Annotated in this window: 20 protein-coding genes; 15 read left to right on the forward strand and 5 right to left on the reverse strand. The window is 47.8% G+C overall.

The features are described 5' to 3' along the window. Positions 1-3 precede the first annotated feature (3 nt). Entirely contained in the window at positions 4-1,410 is a 1,407-nt protein-coding gene (locus EO130_RS02080; protein ID WP_127139867.1) for a RagB/SusD family nutrient uptake outer membrane protein, read from the forward strand. Positions 1,411-1,433: 23 nt separating this feature from the next. Next, on the forward strand, positions 1,434-3,728 hold the full coding sequence (locus EO130_RS02085) for a zinc-dependent metalloprotease (protein WP_164732854.1): 2,295 nt from the start codon (positions 1,434-1,436) through the stop codon (positions 3,726-3,728). A gap of 127 nt (positions 3,729-3,855) precedes the next feature. On the opposite strand, the gene EO130_RS02090 is transcribed toward EO130_RS02085, so the two are convergent. From EO130_RS02090 to EO130_RS02105, 4 genes are all read right to left on the reverse strand, one after another. Beyond that, entirely contained in the window at positions 3,856-4,098 is a 243-nt protein-coding gene (locus EO130_RS02090; RefSeq protein WP_127139869.1) for a DUF6520 family protein, read from the reverse strand. A gap of 84 nt (positions 4,099-4,182) precedes the next feature. Further along, positions 4,183-4,608, reverse strand: a complete 426-nt coding sequence (locus EO130_RS02095) for a MauE/DoxX family redox-associated membrane protein (protein WP_127139870.1) — start codon at positions 4,606-4,608, stop codon at positions 4,183-4,185. Positions 4,609-4,704: 96 nt separating this feature from the next. Continuing rightward, entirely contained in the window at positions 4,705-5,631 is a 927-nt protein-coding gene (locus tag EO130_RS02100) for an AraC family transcriptional regulator (protein WP_127139871.1), read from the reverse strand. A gap of 51 nt (positions 5,632-5,682) precedes the next feature. Then, on the reverse strand, positions 5,683-6,057 hold the full coding sequence (locus tag EO130_RS02105; RefSeq protein ID WP_127139872.1) for a DUF7793 family protein: 375 nt from the start codon (positions 6,055-6,057) through the stop codon (positions 5,683-5,685). Positions 6,058-6,256: 199 nt separating this feature from the next. Between EO130_RS02105 and EO130_RS02110 the strand changes: the two genes are divergently transcribed. The 5 genes from EO130_RS02110 (at position 6,257) to EO130_RS02130 (ending at position 11,280) form a co-directional block, all read left to right on the forward strand. Further along, the gene (locus tag EO130_RS02110) at positions 6,257-8,662 is read left to right on the forward strand and encodes a bifunctional aminotransferase class I/II-fold pyridoxal phosphate-dependent enzyme/GNAT family N-acetyltransferase (RefSeq protein WP_127139873.1); all 2,406 of its coding nucleotides are present in this window, start codon (positions 6,257-6,259) and stop codon (positions 8,660-8,662) included. Between the two features lie 12 nt (positions 8,663-8,674). Next, positions 8,675-9,514, forward strand: a complete 840-nt coding sequence (locus EO130_RS02115) for an RteC domain-containing protein (RefSeq protein WP_127139874.1) — start codon at positions 8,675-8,677, stop codon at positions 9,512-9,514. 284 nt (positions 9,515-9,798) lie between these two features. Beyond that, entirely contained in the window at positions 9,799-10,077 is a 279-nt protein-coding gene (locus tag EO130_RS02120; protein WP_127139875.1) for a helix-turn-helix domain-containing protein, read from the forward strand. Between the two features lie 4 nt (positions 10,078-10,081). Beyond that, the gene (locus EO130_RS02125) at positions 10,082-10,621 is read left to right on the forward strand and encodes a hypothetical protein (protein ID WP_127139876.1); all 540 of its coding nucleotides are present in this window, start codon (positions 10,082-10,084) and stop codon (positions 10,619-10,621) included. Beyond that, entirely contained in the window at positions 10,618-11,280 is a 663-nt protein-coding gene (locus EO130_RS02130) for a P-loop NTPase family protein (protein ID WP_206513107.1), read from the forward strand. Before EO130_RS02125 ends, EO130_RS02130 begins: the two co-directional genes overlap by 4 nt. A 70-nt stretch (positions 11,281-11,350) precedes the next feature. On the opposite strand, the gene EO130_RS02135 is transcribed toward EO130_RS02130, so the two are convergent. After that, positions 11,351-11,926, reverse strand: coding sequence for an N-acetylmuramoyl-L-alanine amidase family protein (locus tag EO130_RS02135; RefSeq protein ID WP_241244281.1), 576 nt, complete (start codon positions 11,924-11,926; stop codon positions 11,351-11,353). Between the two features lie 286 nt (positions 11,927-12,212). On the opposite strand from EO130_RS02135, the gene EO130_RS02140 reads away from it, so the two are divergent. The 8 genes from EO130_RS02140 to EO130_RS02175 are packed head-to-tail and all read left to right on the forward strand — an operon-like array spanning position 12,213 to position 19,038. Then, on the forward strand, positions 12,213-12,500 hold the full coding sequence (locus EO130_RS02140; protein ID WP_127139878.1) for a hypothetical protein: 288 nt from the start codon (positions 12,213-12,215) through the stop codon (positions 12,498-12,500). 1 nt (position 12,501) lies between these two features. Further along, on the forward strand, positions 12,502-12,780 hold the full coding sequence (locus tag EO130_RS02145) for a hypothetical protein (protein ID WP_127139879.1): 279 nt from the start codon (positions 12,502-12,504) through the stop codon (positions 12,778-12,780). Next, a complete protein-coding gene (locus EO130_RS02150) occupies positions 12,773-15,187 on the forward strand; it encodes a TraG family conjugative transposon ATPase (protein ID WP_127139880.1) in 2,415 nt (804 codons plus the stop codon). The genes EO130_RS02145 and EO130_RS02150 overlap by 8 nt, the downstream gene beginning before the upstream one ends. Beyond that, on the forward strand, positions 15,184-15,789 hold the full coding sequence (locus EO130_RS02155; RefSeq protein ID WP_206513108.1) for a conjugal transfer protein: 606 nt from the start codon (positions 15,184-15,186) through the stop codon (positions 15,787-15,789). Before EO130_RS02150 ends, EO130_RS02155 begins: the two co-directional genes overlap by 4 nt. Positions 15,790-15,795: 6 nt before the next feature. After that, complete coding sequence (locus tag EO130_RS02160; protein ID WP_127139881.1) at positions 15,796-16,626, forward strand: hypothetical protein; 831 nt, start codon at positions 15,796-15,798, stop codon at positions 16,624-16,626. A 46-nt stretch (positions 16,627-16,672) separates the two neighbouring features. Further along, a complete protein-coding gene (locus EO130_RS02165; RefSeq protein WP_127139882.1) occupies positions 16,673-17,299 on the forward strand; it encodes a conjugal transfer protein TraK in 627 nt (208 codons plus the stop codon). Then, complete coding sequence (gene traM / locus EO130_RS02170) at positions 17,280-18,227, forward strand: conjugative transposon protein TraM (protein WP_127139883.1); 948 nt, start codon at positions 17,280-17,282, stop codon at positions 18,225-18,227. The genes EO130_RS02165 and traM overlap by 20 nt, the downstream gene beginning before the upstream one ends. Positions 18,228-18,237: 10 nt before the next feature. Continuing rightward, positions 18,238-19,038 (forward strand): DUF4138 domain-containing protein, encoded by an 801-nt coding sequence (locus EO130_RS02175; protein WP_127139884.1) that lies wholly within the window; start codon positions 18,238-18,240, stop codon positions 19,036-19,038. The last annotated feature ends 169 nt before the right edge of the window (positions 19,039-19,207 follow it).

Genomic DNA, 19,207 nt, shown 5'->3' on the forward strand with positions numbered 1-19,207 from the left:
ATTATGAGACAGATATTTTATAGCAAAAAACAATTTTTGATGGGCCTGATGTGGAAGGCTTGTCCATGGATAGTACTGTTGGGCACCCTTGGCTGCTCGGATTTTGTGGAGGTGGACCCTCCCAAGAATACCTTGGTCGCCCAAAGGGTGTTCGATGACCCCTCCACGGTGGAATCGGCCCTGGCCAATCTCTATTTCTCCCTAAGGGAAGATGGGATGGTGTCCGGGAATTCGGGATTTACGACCCTATTGGGTATCTATGCCGACGAGCTGGATTATTACGCTTTCAACGGTGATTTTGTCCAATTGTACCGTCATACGGTGACACCACAGAATGCGGTGCTCTTGGGATGGTGGACACAGGGCTATCAGGTCATTTATGCCGCCAATGACATCATTGCGGGATTGGAAGCGTCGGAGGGACTGAGCGCGATGGAAGTGGAACGCTACAAGGGACAGGCGCTGTTTGTCCGGGCCTATGTGCACAGTTTACTGGTGGGTGTTTTTGGGGATGTTCCCTATATCACCACCACGGATTATGTGGTGAACACCAACACTTCACGGTTGGAGACAGCGCTGGTGTATGAAGCCATTGTTGCGGACCTTGAGCAAGCGGTCGCTTTGATGGACGGTGCGGATATTCCCGTGGGGGATAGGGTGGTGCCCGATGCCGATGTGGCCCGTGCCCTGTTGGCCCGAATGGCCCTGTATACACAGCAGTGGGAGTTGGCCGCTGCCACTGCTGGGGAACTGATCGCTGCCTTTCCCTTGGAACCCGATTTGGACCGGGTATTTCTTAAGGAATCGGGGGAGACCATTTGGCAGTTCAAACCTGGCAATGACCTTAGCAATACCCAAGAGGCCAATCAATTGGTGATCCAGTTCATTCCCGGGCAGCGCTTTGCGCTTACGCCCTCCCTGTTGGATGCTTTTGAAGTGGGGGATGGCCGTTTGGAGCGTTGGACCGATGAAATATCGGATGCCGATGGTACCCTTACGCTGTCCTATGCCCATAAGTACAAGGCGTTGTTCAATGAAACGGCATCCTTGGAGCATTCCATTGTGTTCCGATTGGCGGAGCAATACCTGATCCGGGCGGAGGCCAGGGCACAGTTGGGGAATCTGGACGGGGCCCGACAGGACCTCAATGCGGTACGCAATCGTGCCGGTCTGGGGGATGTGAATTTGGTCGGGCAAACGGAACTGCTGGAGGCCATATACCAAGAAAGACGCGTGGAACTCTTTGCGGAGCAGGGATTGCGCTGGATGGACCTGAAACGTACCGGACGGGCAACAGAGGTGATGGCACCCTTAAAGGCCAATTGGGAGGATACCCATGTACTGTTGCCCATTCCCGAGAGTGAATTGGAGATCAATCCCAATCTCTTGCCACAAAACCCTGGATATTAATGTTTGACAAAAGAATTCATAGGATGAAAAAGTTGGTTTATATATTGGTATGGATGATACCCTTATGGGCGGTGAATGGCTACTCGCAAATGGTGAAGGATTTAGATGGTATAGCATCCGATGTAACAACTCCTTTTCTTACGGCACAAGTAGTGGAGGGCAAATTATGGGTCGATGTTCCCTCGTCCCTTTTGGAAAAGACCCTATTATGGACAAGTACCGGGGATAGTGAATTTTATGATTCCAAGCATGTGCAGTTCCGTAAGGAAGGGGAACGGCTGTATTTGGAGCAACCTCGTGTATGGTCGGAGATGGGAATCTGGTTGCCCTTGAATGGGGATATTTCCCTGGAAAGGATCTTTCTTGGGGAATTTCCGATCATGGCATATGATGGGAATGCCTATCGGATCGATATGACGTCAGTGGTATTGGATGGATCGATTCCTTGGCAGCATATGTCCTCCTTGCCCCGTTTGGGCCATCTCTCCGAGGTGGTCGGGGTAAAGCACAAGGATGGTGAACTGATGGTGCAAACCCGGATAGGGTTTTCCAAGGAGGGGGTCTCGTTTTTGGAATCTGTGTTTTTCAGCTTTCTGGTATTGCCCGAACCCATGGAGCCGAGGCCCTATGATTACCGTATGGCCTATTGGGTCGAGGACCAGGATAGGACCGGGGACCAAACGGAAAATAAGGTTGGTAGCATAGGGCGATGGCGATTGGCCAAAAAGTTTAAGGACCGTGAACGGAGTGTGCCCCAAAAGTCCATTACATTTTTGATATCACCTGATATTCCCGAGAAATGGAGGCCCTATGTCAAGGCCGGTGTTCTGGAATGGCTCCCTGCGTTTGAGGCGGCAGGATTTACAAATGCCATTATCGTAAAGGAGATGGATAGTTTGGATGCGTGGGAAAACCGTAGTTTGGGGAACTCCGTCCTCCGATGGGGAAGGTACCACAACGTCAGGGGCCGAGAAGCGTTAGGTGGAGGAGGGACGGTCACTTTGGTCGTTGACCATCGTTCTGGGGAAATCATAAAGTCGGATATTCTGTTGGGGACTTCACTACAGCGGTTACAGGACGAATATTTTGTGCGCTGTGCTGCTTTAGATCCAAGGGCGCGGTATCCCTTTCCCGATGCTCTTACAGGGGAGCTGATCCAATTTTTGACGGCGCATGAGACCGGGCATGCCCTCGGTATCAAGGATAACCACTTTGGGGAGTTCCAATACCCTTTGGAGCGTATGGGCGATGCGCAGTGGCTCAAGGATATGGGACATACGCCCAGTGTGATGTCCTATGCCAGGCACAATAATATGGCACAGCCCAAAGATAGTGTTCCGCCGCATTTGTTGATCCAAAAGGTAGGTCCCACAGACCACTACTATATCCAATGGGCGTATACGGAGTTCCCCTCGGGATGGGGCAAAAAGCAGAAATCGGAGCGATTGGAAGAAATGATCCGATGGCAGGATTCCGTACCGTGGTATAGGTATAACGATAGTAATTATGAGATCATTGGCCCGGGAAACACCAATGAAGTGGTAGAGACCAATGATCCCGTGGGAGGGGCAAAACGTGCCTTGGCCAATTTGGAGCGGGCATTGGCCCTCTTGCCCGATACCAACCAAGGGAGAACGGATATGGCGCGGAGCAAACGCATATATGCCCAGGGATTGGAACTTTGGTACCATACCATGCAAAATGTGCTTTCCATGGTCGGAGGTTATGAGGTGTTTTACAAATCCATGAACCAAGAGGGAAACATGTACACCCCTGTTGATTTTACAAGGCAGCAGGAGGCCATGGATTATTTCATGGAACAGGCCTTTGACCCTCCCCAATGGTTGACCCGTCCCGATCTGGGCATGGACATTCGGTATTCGAGCCATCCCGATCTTGTGCTAAACTATCAAAAACTGCTCTTGATGGAACTGATGAGACCACAACGGATGAAACGCTTGGAGCATCTGGAAACCTTAGAGGGCTTTGAAGGGGCATTGGACTGGTATGTCGAGGAGCTGCAGCAGCGGCTTTTTAAGGAGTTGTTGGAGGGTACCGGGATGGTACCTGCCCGGAAGCAGGCCATTCAAGCGCTGTACTTGGAAAAATGGAACCAAAACTTTCAAAAGGAGCGGTTCCAATTTGGGGTGGATGAGATGGCCTTTGTGCATTCCGATCATTCATTAGGTGTCGTCATGGAACAACTGCTGGACCTGCAACGCCTGTTGCGGAAATCCTTAAAGCGCCATAAGAATTTGGAATCCAGCGGGCATTGGGCCTGGTGCTTGGCCAAGTTGGAGGAGTTGACCGGTGGTTAAAGGATGAAGCAAATTTGTTGTATTGTAGCAGAAGTTTTGGAAAGGACTGCGAGGCTTGAAGTTTCGTTGTGTTTTGAGTTAGTGATAAAGGTGTCCCTAGGGACACCTTTAGTTTTGAAAGGATTATCTATTCGAACCTTTCGTACAATGGAATGGTGAGTGCAGGGTCCTTAAAGACCTGCCACTGTCCTTCCATACAGAGCACTTGTCCGGTTTCAGGGCAATCCGTCGGGATGGCCTGAACCCCCAAGATGGGATGGTTGTAATAGCCCGTTTGGGTGCTATTGGCCTCTTCCGTGGCAAATGCCATGCCGACCGCCATGATGATGGCAAAGGCCGGTAACAACAATTTGAAAAATTTAGCTTTCATAATGTTATGTATTAATAATGAATGCCTACTCTAGGTGAGGTTTTCGGCTTCCCCTCAGCTGCGCAGTTTTTTTGTTTTTGACGGTCATTTGGTCTGTCTCCTGGACTGCAGGATGGCCCCAAGGGCCATAAGCATAAAGGCCCCATTGAACAGTATGTGTTCCCGCCAACCCAATGTGGAGATGATACCCCCACAGGAACAGGGCGTGGGATGATCGGACGCCAGGACGGCGATGATGTATATCGAGAAGAGGCCAAGTAGGGCGAAGCTGGCATACAGCCCAAGGATGCGGAACTTGGGGGATAATAACAGGCCTGTTATGGTGAGTTCCGAAAAGGGAACTCCCCATTGGAGGAGATCGGCATGGGTAGAGAGGTGGGGCATTTGTGCCAACCGCCATTCGAAGGTGTCCAGGTCCAATAGTTTGCTGGTGGCCGTGTATACGAACAACAGGACCAATAGGAAACTGGCCGTGGGGACAAGGGTTCGATATATTTTTTTGGACACCATATCTTTTGATTTGATATGACAAAGTTCGGGAGTCCAATTTATTTGAAACGGAGCATTCCTTGACCCAAAGGGAGTAATTTACGCATTTTGAAGGGGTTACCTCCTTAAATCGGTTGGGGTCTTACCGTATTTGTCCCGAAAGGCCCTGGAGAAATGGGCGGCGCTCTTGAAACCGTTCATGTGGGCGATTTCCTTTAGGGAAAGGTTGCTGTGCTGGATAAGGGTCTTTGACTTTCTAAGACGTTCCTGGGTCAGGAAACGGAAGATGGTGGTGCCATAGATCTGTTTGAAACCATATTTCAGTTTGTACTCGTTGGTCCCCATATGGAGGGCGAGGTCCTTGAGCGAGGGAAGATCCTTGTCCAAATTGTTGAGGATCGTGTCATGGACCTCCCGGATCATTTGGATGTCCTCCGGGGTCAAGGTGACCTTATGCTCCTTGATGCCCTTGGTCACTTTAAGCTTGTTTTTGGGCAGCCCCGTTTCAAAGGGTTCCCCTTTGGAAAAGAAAACGGAGTTCAACACGATTTTCTGACCGCTGCCATCCAAGGCCTGGTAGACCGATATTTGACAATCCTTGGCCAGGAAAAGACCATCGTTCGTAATGAATTCCAGGAACAGTACCGTTTCCGATCGGTCCCGTTTCAAATGTTTGGTCATCTTTTTTGACCAAGTCCTTTGGGAGTTTTCGGTCATGAGTTCGGTGATAGGCTTTCCGATAAGGTCTTTTGGCATACAGGACAACAGGGAGCAGGTTCCGTTGGTGACCAATTCAATTTGACCTTTGGCGTCCAAGATCAGGGACAGTTGGATGATACATTGCGGAGTGTTGTGCGCATTGGCAAAACCTTGGTGGATAAAGGCTGCCGCTATTTCCTCATTGACCATGTTCAGCATGACCACCAAAGAGGCGATATTGTCATTTTTATCGGAAGGCTCAAGGGAATAGAAGAAGTTGCCCTTGGCCATTTCCAAAAGCATCTTTTGGATGCGTTTTACCCTAAAATCATCGGTGTTCGGCATGGTTGTCGGTTTTTAAACAGTGGGACGTTTGGATGGTCGGTGATTTCATATTTAGCCATGTTTTTTTAAAAAGGCCAGGGCCTCGGATTTTTTGGTAAAGGACCGGGTGGGGATCGTTAGCGCATGGGTGCCCAAGTATATGCTGCTGATCACATCCGTCACAGGGGGATCGATCAAAAATGCCAAGGCGGTTATCCATTGTGACCCTTCCAAGGCCAAATAGTCCCGTGCCGGCTTATTGACCCTCCGTACCTCACGGATGTCGCAGAGCACGGGCATTTCCCTTGCGTTTTGTAGCATCATCCGATCTTGGACAATGAGTTGGGCGGCCCTGAGGTCGATACATAGGTCTTTTTTATAAATGATGTGCATCAACGCTTCGGTCATCAGGTAAACAGCGTATTTGTTTTCATGTGATCTTCTCATGTGGCGAAAACTGGTAAAAACCCTGAATTTACAAAAATACTTTTTTCGGTATCGTAACATGGGGAACACTGTCCCAAATTAAAGGTATTTGACTTGACTGAAACGGAATAATACTTGATTGAAACGGAGTAAATGATTTGAGCATACCATTTAATCTGACAATTGCCATTACTTTTTAGGACAATTTAAACCAAACGATATGGCTAAGATCAAACACCACAATTTTTTGAACACCGTGCATGAAGTGTTCACCGATGCAAAACAGGCCGGGGTGCTGCACCTCTATGCCGGGGGAGAATCCTTTTCGGGCCGTACCATCCGGGTGGGCGGTAAGGATATGTTCCATTTTGGGACCACAGGCTATTTGGGGCTGGAACAGGATGTCCGATTAAAAGAGGCCGCCAAGGAGGCCATTGATAAATACGGGACCCAGTTTCCACTTTCCAAGTCCTATATCTCCAATCCGCTGTACGAAGCGCTGGAATCATCCATTGGGGAAATGTACGGACATCCCATTATCATTACCAAGAACAGCACCTTGGGCCATTTGGGGGTGATTCCCAGTGCCGTGGAAGATAGTGATGTCATTATTTTGGACCATCAGGTGCATTGGAGCGTCCAGAACGCGTCCAAGATGCTCAAGACACGGAGCGTGCCCATCGAAATGATACGGCACAACAATTTGGAGATGCTGGAGGACAAGATCAAGAAGTACCGGGATTCCAAGCGGCACATCTGGTATATGGCGGATGGGATCTACTCCATGTACGGGGACTATGCCCCGGTAAAGGAGCTGATGGACCTGTCCGAAAAATATCCCCAATTGCATTTTTATTTTGATGATGTGCACGGGATGAGTTGGGTGGGGGAGAAGGGTACAGGTTATGTCTTGGACCAATTGGGGGAGTTGCCCGAGAATGTGCTCCTGTTCGGTACGCTGAGCAAGACCTTTGGGGCCAGCGGGGCCGTGTTGGCCTGTTCCAATACCGGGATGTATGACAAGATCAAAACCTTTGGGGGACCCTTGACCTTTTCGGCACAGTTGGAACCCGCTTCCGTGGCCGCTGCCATCGCTTCCGCCAAGATTCATCTGTCTGAGGAAATCTATGAGCTGCAAGGGGAACTTCGGGAGCGTATCGATTATTTCAATGCTTGTTTGGGAGCTACGGAGCTTCCCTTGATAGACCGGAACGAATCCCCGGTATTTTACATAGGGACGGGAATGCCCAAAACGGGCTATAATTTTGTCAACCGCCTGATGGGGGAGGGTTTTTATGTAAATCTGGGCATCTTTCCAGCGGTTCCGGTCAAGAACACCGGGGTTAGGATCACCATCTCAAGACACAATGAAAAGGCCGAGATCAAAGGGCTGGCCGATGCCATGGCATACCATTTTCCCTTAGCCTTGGAAGAGACGGGGACGAACCCGGAAAGGGTGTTCCATGCCTTTACATTGGAACCCAAGACACGGGAGGAACGCAGACCATTGGGTGACCTTACTTTGGAGGCCAAGGAATCCATAAACCAGGTAGATGGGGAAGCATGGAACCGTTGTTTGGGCGGACAGGGTGTATATGATTGGACTGGAATGAAATTCCTGGAGTCCGTGTTCCAGGGCAATTCAAAAAAAGAACATAATTGGTTGTTCCGTTATGTGATCATAAGGGATGTCAATGGAAATCCGGTATTGATGACCTTTTTGACCTTTTCCCTATGGAAGGACGATATGTTGGCCCCTTCCGAGCTGTCCCGATCCATTGAGGAGGAACGAAGGTCGGACCCCTATCATCTTTCGTCCATGATACTTTCCATGGGCAGTTTGTTCACCGAAGGAGACCATGTGTATTGGGACAGCGCGCATCCATTGGGCGAACGGGCGATGAACAATTTTTTGGAGTTTATGGAACAAGAGGAACGGAAGTTAGGGGCGAAAATGACCGTGCTTCGGGATTTTCCCAAGGAAAGCAATTGGAACAGTCATCTTTACGGACATGGCTTTCTCCGGGTGCAAATGCCCGATTCCTGTACCGTGGATCTAGAGGAAACACCTTCCATAGAACAGTATATCGAAGCACTATCGTCCAGAAACAGGAGGCATTTCAGGAAGGATATACAGCCCTATCTTGGCTTGGTCCGATGCACGGCAGTCCAAAAACTAACTGCTGTGCAATTGGTCCAGGCCAGAAAACTGTTCGGGGAAGTGCAGTCCAACAACTTGGGGCTCAATACCTATTCCTTCCCCGATGCGCTTTTTGATCGGATGAACGAGAACCCTTTATGGGAATTCATTGTGCTGTGCCCCACTGATGAACCGGATAGGGTAGTGGGCGTTATGTTCTGTTACACCAATACAAATCAGGTGTACGTCCCCGCCTTTGTGGGGATGGATTATGGTGCCTTGGCGCAATACGCCATTTATCGTCAATTACTTTATCGTACCATTGAACGGGCCATAGCCCTTGGTATGCCAAAAGTTGATTTTGGAATGACCGCTGCCTTTGAAAAGCGGAAACTCGGTGCCATCATACAGGAAAAATATGCTTATATCCAAACCCGTGATAACTTTATCTTGGAACTCTTGGGGGTCATGGAGGGACAGCAATAATGGAGCGGTGCCATGAAATACCAAAAGCTGCTATCGGAATTTGAGGGCCAGTTGGAGGCCTTGGAAAGCGGGAACGGTGATATCCTTTACAAAGCGGAGAAGGGCATCGTACTGGTGGAGAAGTGCATCCATAAACTGCAAAAGCAGATTGTGGGCAAGGACTTTGAGACACAGGCGGATGAGATCTATTTCTTCAAGCATGTCAAGCCACAGATCTTTAGCAAGCTCATCTATTACATCCGCCTCTTCAGTATAGAGAGCAAACGCCCGCGGGGAAAGGATGTGGCCCAGGTCAAATATCTGCAGCAACAGATCGATAAGCTGCAGACCTTCTTCAACGACAACCTGGAATTCTATAACTATTACCGGCGTGGGGCCATGTCCATGGACGAGCAGTATTTTGTCCGGGGCAACCGGGACCTGCGCATGCCCCTGGAATCCTTCCACTTTTTGATCGATGACCAGTTCTCCACCTGTCAGGACGGCACGGTGGCCACCATTATGGCCTATGACATGCTCATCGTGTACCTGAGAAAGGAAGTGGACGATCTGAACAACAATATGGAACCTACAAAGAACACACCTATGGAAAAACCATCAAAATTATTTTGGACCGGCAGCAAGACGGACCTGATCGAGCTCCTCTATGCCCTTCACACCAGTAAATACATCAATGGTGGGACCGTTGACATCAAGGAACTGGCCTCCCATTTCGAATACTTTTACAATGTGGATCTGGGCAATTACTACCACACCTTTATCGATATCCGTTCCCGCAAGAGCAGTAGGACACGGTTCTTGGAACGGCTCATCGAGATGCTCAACCAGCGGATGGAATCCCTGGAAGAATAGCTCCCGAACTTTTCCCAAGTTGGTACCAACTTGGGAATTTTGGTTTTCGGGGGGGTTGGCACCCCTTTTTTCCAATTTTCAGGCTTTTTTGGACGTCCCAAAAATCCAAATGGCCCTAAAACGATGCAAATTATAGGATAAAAAAATCGTTCCCAAGTTGGTACCAACTTGGGAAGTTTTTCCAAAAATCTTCTTCAGTTTTGCCCTGAAAGTCAAATCAACGGAAGGGCCATCAAATGAAATGAGAGTAATGCGGTGGTCCTTCTTTTTAAAACTCAGAAATTATGGGAGCGACCATTATTACCTCGGAAGACCTGATGGAGTTCAAAGTGGAACTTTTGGAGGACATCAAGGAACTATTGCAAAACCACAATGGCACTACGGCCAAGAAATGGCTCAAATCTAATGAAGTGCGGGAACTTCTGGGTATTTCCCCGGGAACCCTACAGAATTTGCGTATCAATGGCACATTGCCTTATACCAAAATAGGAGGGGTGCTCTATTACGATCAGCGGGAGATCATGGAAGTGTTGGAGCGGAACAAGGTCAACAAGAACTTCTAGGGGTTTGGAGGACATCAACTATATCAAACACCTGAACGGTGTCTTTGACCAATTTGCAAAGGACAACCGTTTGAACCCGACCCATATCAGTCTGTACGTAGCCCTTTTTCAGCTTTGGAACCATAATTTTTTTAGGGAGGAATTCCATATCAACAGGGAAGAGGTCATGGACTTTTCAAAAATAGGTTCCAAGTCCACTTACCATAAATGCATCAAGCAGTTGAGCCATTGGAACTATTTGCTATATATCCCTTCCCATAACCCTTTTAAGGGAAGCCGTATCAAGATGTTCGATTTTGGGACAAGTGATGGACAAGCTGTGTACCGAAGCCGTACCAAAATCGGGACAAGCAGTGGACAAGCACTGGTACCTATAATAAAACATATACAAACTAGGACAAATCATAAAAACAATAACAAACCGGAAAATTTAAAAAAAATGATTCCGTTGGATTTTGAAAACGACAACAAACCTAACGGGCTTGGCCAAAATCGGGACAACCTAAAAACCACCTCGGACAAGGATTACGGGGAACCACTATGAAACTGGACCATCCACATATCATCACGGAGGGCAACCTGACCTACCGCTTGGGAGAACTGAGCGGCAACAGCATCCTTTATGATTTTGACAAGATGCTCATCTATCTGGAGGCCAAGGGCAAGCTGATGTTCGGGGAGCGGTTCAGGATCTACAAGGAAGACCGCGGGATATTGCTGAAACTCTGCAACTATATCATCAAGGACTATGACAGCTGCAAAAAGGACGGCATCGACCCCAACAAGGGCCTGTTGCTGTCCGGGCCCGTGGGCTGTGGCAAGACCAGTCTGATGCGGCTATTGAAATTCCTGGTGCCTTACCAAAAACCGTATTCTGTCATTCCCAGCCGAAATATCGTGTTCGGCTTCAACCACATTGGTTTCAAGGTTATTGAGGACTACGGCAATGGGCAGTACTTTTGTTTTGATGACCTTGGGGTGGAACCTACGGGAAGGCATTATGGAAAGGATTGCAATGTAATGGGGGAGATCCTGTTGTCGCGCTACGAGCTTTTTGTCAACCGGCAGATCAAGACCCATTGCACCACCAATCTCAATGCCCGGGAACTGGAGGAACGTTATGGCAAGCGGGTAAGGAGCCGCATGCGGCAGATGTTCAATTTGGTGGCCTTTGAAAAGAACAGCAAGGACAAGCGCAAATAACTTCATTGTCGTTTGAGCACCATTCCCAATAGTTTTCCGATGATCTTGATGATTTCCATTAAAAATGCTTTCATAGTTCCAGGTTTTTAAAATTGTCAATGCCCAATAGGATGGCCAAGGCGATGGCTTTGATGTTCTTGCCCTTTAATAGATAGCCTGATTCATCCTGGTGGGACAGAAAGGCCATTTCAGCCAAAACAGACGCGCAAGTGGTAACTTCCCGCAGCACTTGAAAGTTGGCAGATTCAATGCTCCGTTGTTCGATGCCAAGGTTCCGTACCACTTCATCCAGGATCAATGATCCCAATAGAATACTTTCCCTAGAATATTGTCCGGACCTATTATGGACAAAAACCTCCATACCATTTGCTTCCGAGTTTTCCGCATGGTTGCAATGCAGCGACACAAACATATCGGCATGCAAGGCTTTTGCCAATCTGGAGCGATTTCCAAGGGATATCAAGGTATCGGTGTACCGTGTGAGATAGATATCGTATTTGCCATCCAAAAAGGTATGGTTCCATCGAACGATTTCCCTGGCCACGCTTAAGGCCACATCCTTTTCCCTAACTCCATATATCCCAATGGTGCCGGAATCCACCCCACCATGTCCGGGGTCAATGACCAGAATTTCTTTACGGGGCATTTGCTGACCAAAAAGCGGATAGAAATTGCACATCAAAAGGACAAAAACTTGAACTGAGCGAAGTCGAAGTTTGACGTTTTTGAAGCATTTGCAGACCCAGGGTTTTAAGGTTATCAACATAGCATTCCGCTTTTTACATAGATTTTGATGCCAATCCGCAGCAATAAAAACCAAATCATAACAATGAATATGTTATTCACAAATATCTGGTATACAACTATTTATGTGTCAATATACAGTAATTTTCGAATATCAAAACCAAACGAATTTTTAAACACTTTTTGATATGAAAAAAGCACTGTACTTCACTCTGTTATCACTATTAATTTCCAATACAGTTTTTGCCCAGATTGGTGGCATCGAGGATTCGGTCAACGATATTTCCGATACCATTCGGGCGATATTCCCCATTATCCTCGGAGTCATCTTTTTGGTGGGCTTTTTGTTCAATGCCGGTCATTTCTTTGGGGAGAACTCCGATTTGAAAAAAGGGATTACCCGGGTACTGGTCTTTGTGCTGATCGCTGGGGCCGTGGTGGGCATCTTCACCTATCTCATCGGAATAGTGGTCTAGGATGAAAAAGTACGAGGTCTATAGAAATATCCGCAAGCAGGCCATGATCATGGGCTTGCCCATTTCCTTGTTTGCCCTGATGATGGTATCGGTCATCGGTTCCCTGCTGATCATCATCTTTTCCTTCAGTCTTGGTGTCATCGTAGCCCTGCTGTTGTTCAATGCCCTGTTGTTCGGGGCATTGGCGCAGTTGGCCAAAAACCCAAATGTATTTGCTATCCAAAAGGTCTTCCCCCAAACCATCAGCAATAAAAAACTAAGTCCGCTTTCCTATGGATAAGATCAACCTAAATTTATATCATCCCATTCTTGATATCCAGGGGCATACCGTGTTTGCCTCCAACGGCAATGTAGTACTTTGTTACAAAGTGGATTTTCCCGAAGTGTATTCCCTTTCCGAGCCCGATTTTGAGGAACTACACAGTATGTGGTTCCAGGCTTTCAAATCCCTGCCCACTGGTACGGTCATCCATAAAAAGGACATATATCAAAAAGTGGGCTATGATGCTGGGCAATTACCCGATCGTACTTTTTTGGAAAAGGCCACCCATGATTATTTTAAGGGCAGGGAATACCTGAGCCATCAAAGCCATCTGTTCTTTGTGCTGCCCTTGGACAAGGCCCTGAACGCTTCCAAGTATGTGAATCCCTTTCGGAAAACGGAAAAAGGCTATTATCGAAAATTGGATGCGCAGGTAGCGGAATTCATCACCGCGGTGAACGATGCCGTTTCCTATATCAACAACTGCCAAAGAGTGTCATTGGTGCCCATGCTACCCGCTGACATACTCACCCATACGAACGATTATTACAATGGTTTCAACCAAGATTTCGATACAGACATTTTATTGGGCAAAAAACATATCGAGATCGGCGACCATTATTTTGATGCCATAGCCGTCAACAATGAAGGGTGTTTTGCCGGAACGGTCCAGAGCAGCAAGATCAATGAAAAATTCACCTCGGATGACTTTAGCTTTCACCAAGGGTTTATCGATGGCCTGGGACTGGACCTTAACGAGAACCACATCATCAACCACATCCTCTATCTGGATGACAAACACAAGTGGTGTAAGCTACTGGACAAAAAAGTGGAGGAGCTCAGCAAAAGTTCCAATTTCGGTTCCCGGAACAAAGTGGTCCTCAAAAAGGTACAGCAAATCCTGGACCAGATCAATACCGATGACTCATCCCGTATTATCCGTGGCCATCTCAATATCATTTTTTGGCATCCGGAAACCGAACATGTAAAACGGATAGGCTCCAAAATCAAGGGGGAGTTCAAGGAATTGGACATGGTGCCCTATCATCCCAATGGCGAGGAACGCAAGCACTACTTTTTGAACTCGCATCCCTGCCATGCCACCAACTTCTCCAACGAAGATCTGTATGTCACGGATCTCAAACATGCGCTGTGCCTGTACATCAACAACACGAGTTACAGATCCGATGATTCGGGGATCCTATTCAATGACCGCCAACACAACATCCCCGTCTTGAAGGATGTCTGGGACGAACGGAAAAAACGTATCAAGGCACGGAACTTTGCCATTTTCGCCCCAACGGGCGAGGGCAAATCCTTTCTTGCCAACAATATCCTTCGTCAATTCTTTGAGCAGGGCGTGCGTCTGGTCATTATCGATCTGGGGGGCTCTTATGCCAAATTTGCCAAGCTGTACGCGGATGACCACATCATCCTACGGTACGAGCAGGGCAAGAACCTGGGCATCAACCCTTTTTATGTTTCAGGGGAGGGCGACCTGACCCCTGAAAGGCTGGAGGACCTGGCCGTATTCCTGTTGGAACTCTTGGCAGAGGGCAATACAGTGTCCAAGGGCAGGGAAGTGGCCATGAAAAAGGTGCTTCTCCATTACTACAAAACTGTGCGGGAACACCATTCCTTGGCGTCATTGTACCAGTTTGTGGACCATCATAAGGACAATCTAATCAAGGATCTCCATATCAGGGAGGAGGATTTCAGTGTCTATGGGTTTCTGCATATCCTATCGGAGTATGTGGCGGGTGGCCTGTACAGCTTCCTGTTCCATGTCGGCGAGGACCAGACCTATACCATCGAGGACAAGCGGATGATCGTCTTTGAACTGGACGAGGTGCGGGACAACAAGGAAATCCTGTCGGTAATGCTCAAGCTCATCAAGTCGGCCATCCAACGCACGATATGGCGTAACCGTTCCGAACGGGGCATCATCCTGTTCGATGAGTTTGCCAAGCAGCTGAAATTTGCGAACGTGCTGGAAAGTGTGGAGTTCTATTATCAGGCCATTAGAAAGCAGAACGGGGCCATTGGCATCATCCTACAGTCCATCAACCAATTGCCCAACAATTCCACTTCCGCGAGCATTTTGGAGAACACCCAGGTCATTTACAGTCTCCGTAACGAAAAGGGCTATGACGAACTGAAAAATAGGCTTAACCTGTCGTCCCATGACCTGAACCAGCTGCGATCCATCCGAAACAATCTGAGCGGGGATCGAAAGTATACCGAAATGTTCATCAAGATCGGGAAGGAGAGCAACATTTTCCGATTGGAAGTACCACCAGAGGTCTTTGCGGCCTATCTGACGGATGGGACAGAGAGTACCCAGATACTGGAACTTTTCGAAAAGACGAACGATATGGAACAAGCCATCACCACATTCATTAACCATAAAGACAAAGCGACATGAAAACAATTAGGAAACCAACATTTAGGAAAAAGATCCTTACACTGGGATTTGCCTTAACCTTCACCTTATTACTGCCGGCAGGCGCTGCCTGCCAGGGGATGCCGGTGTATGACAATACGAACTTCATCAGCATGACCAAATCGCTGGTGGAGTCGGCCAAACAGACCTCGGAACTGTTGAAGACGGTGCAATTTCTAAAAGAGCAAAAGGATAATGTCGTCAAGGTCAGCAATACAATCAAACAATTGAAGGCCCTACAGGAGCTGACCAAGAACAATGAGATTTTGTTCAGGACCGTACAGCAAGATGTAAGGGATATTTTGAATTCTCCCTATATCAAAGCGGGGGAAGTAGAGCAGGTATCCCGCTCATTTGAACAGATCATGGACACGGCCATAGACGACCTGGATTTTGTGAACCAGATCCTGTCCAGTGATTTTTTGAAAATGACCGATGCGGAACGCACGGCCATTTTGATGGAAAAGAAAGTCCAGTCCCACGAAATGGTCGCCGAACTGGAGGTAAAGACCAGACGCTATAGGGAAATCATTTCCTTCAGGAAGATGCAGGACAGGATCAATAATCGCGAAACACAATATTAGGGAATTATGTTCTTGGGAATAGGATTGGAATATGTGGATACAGTCTACCGGACCATCATGGACAGTGATTTTGCCCAGTATACCATTACGGGCATGAAGGCACTGGCCGTGCTGTTCTTTTTGGTCAACATTCTGAAGAAATACAACGAAGGCATCGCAGCTACCGATGGGCATACCTGGGGGCTGACACCCACGGAACTGGCCAAGAACTTTGCCGTCGTGATCTTGGTCATCTTCTCCACACAGGTGTTGGATGTCTTTGATGCTATTTTGGTGTCCATTGAGACCCAATACCGAGATACGGCCCCAGCGCTCCTCCCGTTACAGCTACAGGATGTGGATCTGGAACGGGATGTGGGCGCACTGGAGGCTGCCAAAAAGGCGTTGGCGCTGTTGTACGAGGCCTTGGTGACCCCTTTGTACGGGTTGAAGGTGCTGGCCTTTGTTATCGGGATTTTCCTATGGATGATGGACCTGTTCATCTATCCGCTGTTCCTGGCGGAACGCTTTTTCCTGTTGGGCATTATGCGGGCCTTCTTTCCCTTGGTGATCAGCTTGGCCGTGTTTGAAAAGTTCAGGGGACTGGCCTATAACTTCTTTAAGCTCTATACCGGGGTATATATGTTGGTACCGGCCTTCTTTTTGGTCAATGTCTTTGTCAATGCCCTGTACACGGAGATCAATACAAGCTTTTGGAACAACCTGTTCGGGACGGACTGGGGCAGTGAATTTTTTGCACCACTGATCGAACTGGCTTCCATTGGGTTTATCGTGCTGTTGAAGTTCAAACTGTACCGCAAAGCCACCTCCTTTACCTTCAAGCTCTTTGGTGGCTAAGACACATTTATAAATGTCCAATGCACATTAAAAAATTTAATAAAGAATGAAAGCACCCTTTAAAAACATATACAATATCCTAAAGCTCAACCGCTTTATCGTGCTGGTCACGGTCATCGGGGCCGTACTGACCTGTATGGTCTCGGTGCTGATGGTCATAGGGCTCCACAGGGAAAGTATGGACAATGCCTTTGTGGTCAACGGGGATGGAAGCGTAATCCCATTAAAAATGGTCTCCCAATTGGAAAACCTCGAAGTGGAGGCCAAGGCGCATCTGGAACTGTTCCACCGCTATTTCTATGGAATCGATGCCAGTAACTATGAGAGCAACTTAGAGAAAGCCCTTTGGTTGGGCAATTCTTCGGTGGACGCCCTCTACCGGCAGAAAAAAGCGGAAGGGGTCTATAACCGTTTGCTGCAATATTCCCTGGTACAGAAAGTACGGAGCATTGCATCCAAGATGGACCTGCAATCGGAACCCTATAGGTTTGAGACCGTCACCGTATTTGAGATCAACCGGGGGTCGGTCACCGATACCTATGAGCTGACCACCACGGGGAACCTGATCCATGTGGACCGGAACTTTCCGAACAATACCCATGGTCTGTTGATCACCAACTTTTTTGAAAACACTTTAAAAAGAATTGAAAATTATGAAAGTAGAGAAAAATAAAATCGTTTTCGTGGCAGTCATTCTTTGCGTGGTCCTGTTGATTGTGGGCTATGCGATGATGGCACTGGGTGAAGGGGAAGACCCTGTAATTGACAACAACCAGATTCCCGTACCGGAACTGGGGGAGGAGCAGGAGCAGTACAAAACCAAACTGGAGGCCTTGGATGCCATCAAGGAAGAACGGCAGACCAACGCCCCGAGCATTTATGACGAGAGCCTGTTGGATTCCACAGGGGTCTATGACCCGGACCTGATGGAAAAGAAAAGGATACGGATTATTGACAGTATCTACAACGAAGGGCGCATTGATTATGCGGAAGGGACATACCGGAAACCCAAGACTGGGAAAGTGGCATTGGGCAATACCAAATCGGATTCCATCACCACCACAAAAGAAATTGAGACCAAAGATCCATCCATAGAGGTCAAGGAATTGGGGTTGGAACACCAATTGTTCTTCGCCTCAAATCCCATGGAACGGCCCATGGAGGTGACCAGAACCACGGATTCCCAGATCTTGGTCAGGGTGGATGGCACCCAAACGGTAAGGCAGTATTTCCGGTTACGGATGCGGCTCTTGGCAGATGCTGTCATCAATGGCACTGTAATTCCAAGAAATACGGCCATTTACGGATTTGTGAGCTTTAAGCCCAACAGGGTGCTGATCGCCATTGACCATATTGGCCACAGTCCCGTTACCTTGGCCGCTTATGATTTTGAAGATGGAGGTGAGGGAATTTATGTGGTGAACAGTTTTCGGGCGGAGGCCGGAAGGGAAGTGGTGGGGGATGCCATTGATGGTATCAATATCGGTGGGGTACCACAGGTCAGGGGCATCAAGGCACTCTTCCAAAGGGACAACCGTCTGGTCAAGGTGACCATAATGGATAATTATCGACTCATTTTAAAAGTCCCAAAGGGACAGTAAAACCTATCTTATGAAAATACGTATTCTTATACCGTTATTGGCATTGGCCAATCTATTGAACGCACAGGAAGTGTTGGACACCATCTACGCCAACGGGCATAAAAACGTGGCCCTGTTCTTTTCGGAACCCATCCGTCAGGGCATTGTGGGAGCGCCAAATTTTGTGTTTAGCTATAACCGGGAAAAGGAGCAGCACTTTGGTTTGGTACAGGCCAAGCCGGGCGAGGAAAGCAACCTATTGGTGTTGACCAAGGATGGACGGGTATATTCCTATATCCTCAAATACCGGAAACAACTCAGCAGGTTGAACCATTTTGTTACCGGTTCTGAGAGTATTGGCACTGAAAGACCGATTACAATTCGCAAAGAAGAACAAGAGGACGAAGAACTGGACAGTATTGCCAAGCGAAGGGAATACTTTGAGCGCTTTTGTAATTATCTTTTAAAGGCCAAGAACGAAAGGTTGGCCACCAAGAGAAAAGGGCGCATTAAACTTCAGTTACAGAAAATGGCCTACAATGGAAATGAGACGTACTTGGTCATGCAAGTGTCCAATAATTCGAACATTGATTTTGAGGTGGACTATCTAAAAGTCTATAGCGTTACCGGGAACAAAAAGAAGAAGGCATCCCACCAAAGACTGGAAAGGTTGCCAATACACCGATACCAAATGCCCTCTTTGGTCAAGAAGGGTGAATCCAAAAGGTTCGTGTACGTATTGCCCAAGTTCGTATTGGCCAAGGGAGAGTATTCAGAAATGGAACTACATGAAGGGAAAGGGAGCAGAAAAGTTTTGCTCAGGGATCCGTAATGCCCCCCATTCTTGACATCGCTCCGGTTATTTATGACATTTGGGCAATCACGGCCTTGAATCCACACCATTGGGAATTTTTATAATTCACAAAACCATGAACTAAACCTTGGGATAATGAGAACCACTAAAAACGGTAAAATAAAACCAATCCAATATTTTACTGTAG

Origin of the sequence: Flagellimonas marinaquae (assembly GCF_003992675.1) — a bacterium.
Lineage (GTDB): Bacteria > Bacteroidota > Bacteroidia > Flavobacteriales > Flavobacteriaceae > Flagellimonas > Flagellimonas marinaquae.

Excerpts from the sequence above, each read along its gene's own strand:
- EO130_RS02080 (WP_127139867.1), top strand. The coding sequence starts at position 4 with ATGAGACAGATATTTTATAGCAAAAAACAATTTTTGATGGGCCTGATG.
- EO130_RS02085 (WP_164732854.1), top strand. The coding sequence starts at position 1,434 with ATGAAAAAGTTGGTTTATATATTGGTATGGATGATACCCTTATGGGCG.
- EO130_RS02090 (WP_127139869.1), bottom strand. The coding sequence starts at position 4,098 with ATGAAAGCTAAATTTTTCAAATTGTTGTTACCGGCCTTTGCCATCATC.
- EO130_RS02095 (WP_127139870.1), bottom strand. The coding sequence starts at position 4,608 with ATGGTGTCCAAAAAAATATATCGAACCCTTGTCCCCACGGCCAGTTTC.
- EO130_RS02100 (WP_127139871.1), bottom strand. The coding sequence starts at position 5,631 with ATGCCGAACACCGATGATTTTAGGGTAAAACGCATCCAAAAGATGCTT.
- EO130_RS02105 (WP_127139872.1), bottom strand. The coding sequence starts at position 6,057 with ATGAGAAGATCACATGAAAACAAATACGCTGTTTACCTGATGACCGAA.
- EO130_RS02110 (WP_127139873.1), top strand. The coding sequence starts at position 6,257 with ATGGCTAAGATCAAACACCACAATTTTTTGAACACCGTGCATGAAGTG.
- EO130_RS02115 (WP_127139874.1), top strand. The coding sequence starts at position 8,675 with ATGAAATACCAAAAGCTGCTATCGGAATTTGAGGGCCAGTTGGAGGCC.
- EO130_RS02120 (WP_127139875.1), top strand. The coding sequence starts at position 9,799 with ATGGGAGCGACCATTATTACCTCGGAAGACCTGATGGAGTTCAAAGTG.
- EO130_RS02130 (WP_206513107.1), top strand. The coding sequence starts at position 10,618 with ATGAAACTGGACCATCCACATATCATCACGGAGGGCAACCTGACCTAC.
- EO130_RS02135 (WP_241244281.1), bottom strand. The coding sequence starts at position 11,926 with ATGCCCCGTAAAGAAATTCTGGTCATTGACCCCGGACATGGTGGGGTG.
- EO130_RS02140 (WP_127139878.1), top strand. The coding sequence starts at position 12,213 with ATGAAAAAAGCACTGTACTTCACTCTGTTATCACTATTAATTTCCAAT.
- EO130_RS02145 (WP_127139879.1), top strand. The coding sequence starts at position 12,502 with ATGAAAAAGTACGAGGTCTATAGAAATATCCGCAAGCAGGCCATGATC.
- EO130_RS02150 (WP_127139880.1), top strand. The coding sequence starts at position 12,773 with ATGGATAAGATCAACCTAAATTTATATCATCCCATTCTTGATATCCAG.
- EO130_RS02155 (WP_206513108.1), top strand. The coding sequence starts at position 15,184 with ATGAAAACAATTAGGAAACCAACATTTAGGAAAAAGATCCTTACACTG.
- EO130_RS02160 (WP_127139881.1), top strand. The coding sequence starts at position 15,796 with ATGTTCTTGGGAATAGGATTGGAATATGTGGATACAGTCTACCGGACC.
- EO130_RS02165 (WP_127139882.1), top strand. The coding sequence starts at position 16,673 with ATGAAAGCACCCTTTAAAAACATATACAATATCCTAAAGCTCAACCGC.
- traM (WP_127139883.1), top strand. The coding sequence starts at position 17,280 with ATGAAAGTAGAGAAAAATAAAATCGTTTTCGTGGCAGTCATTCTTTGC.
- EO130_RS02175 (WP_127139884.1), top strand. The coding sequence starts at position 18,238 with ATGAAAATACGTATTCTTATACCGTTATTGGCATTGGCCAATCTATTG.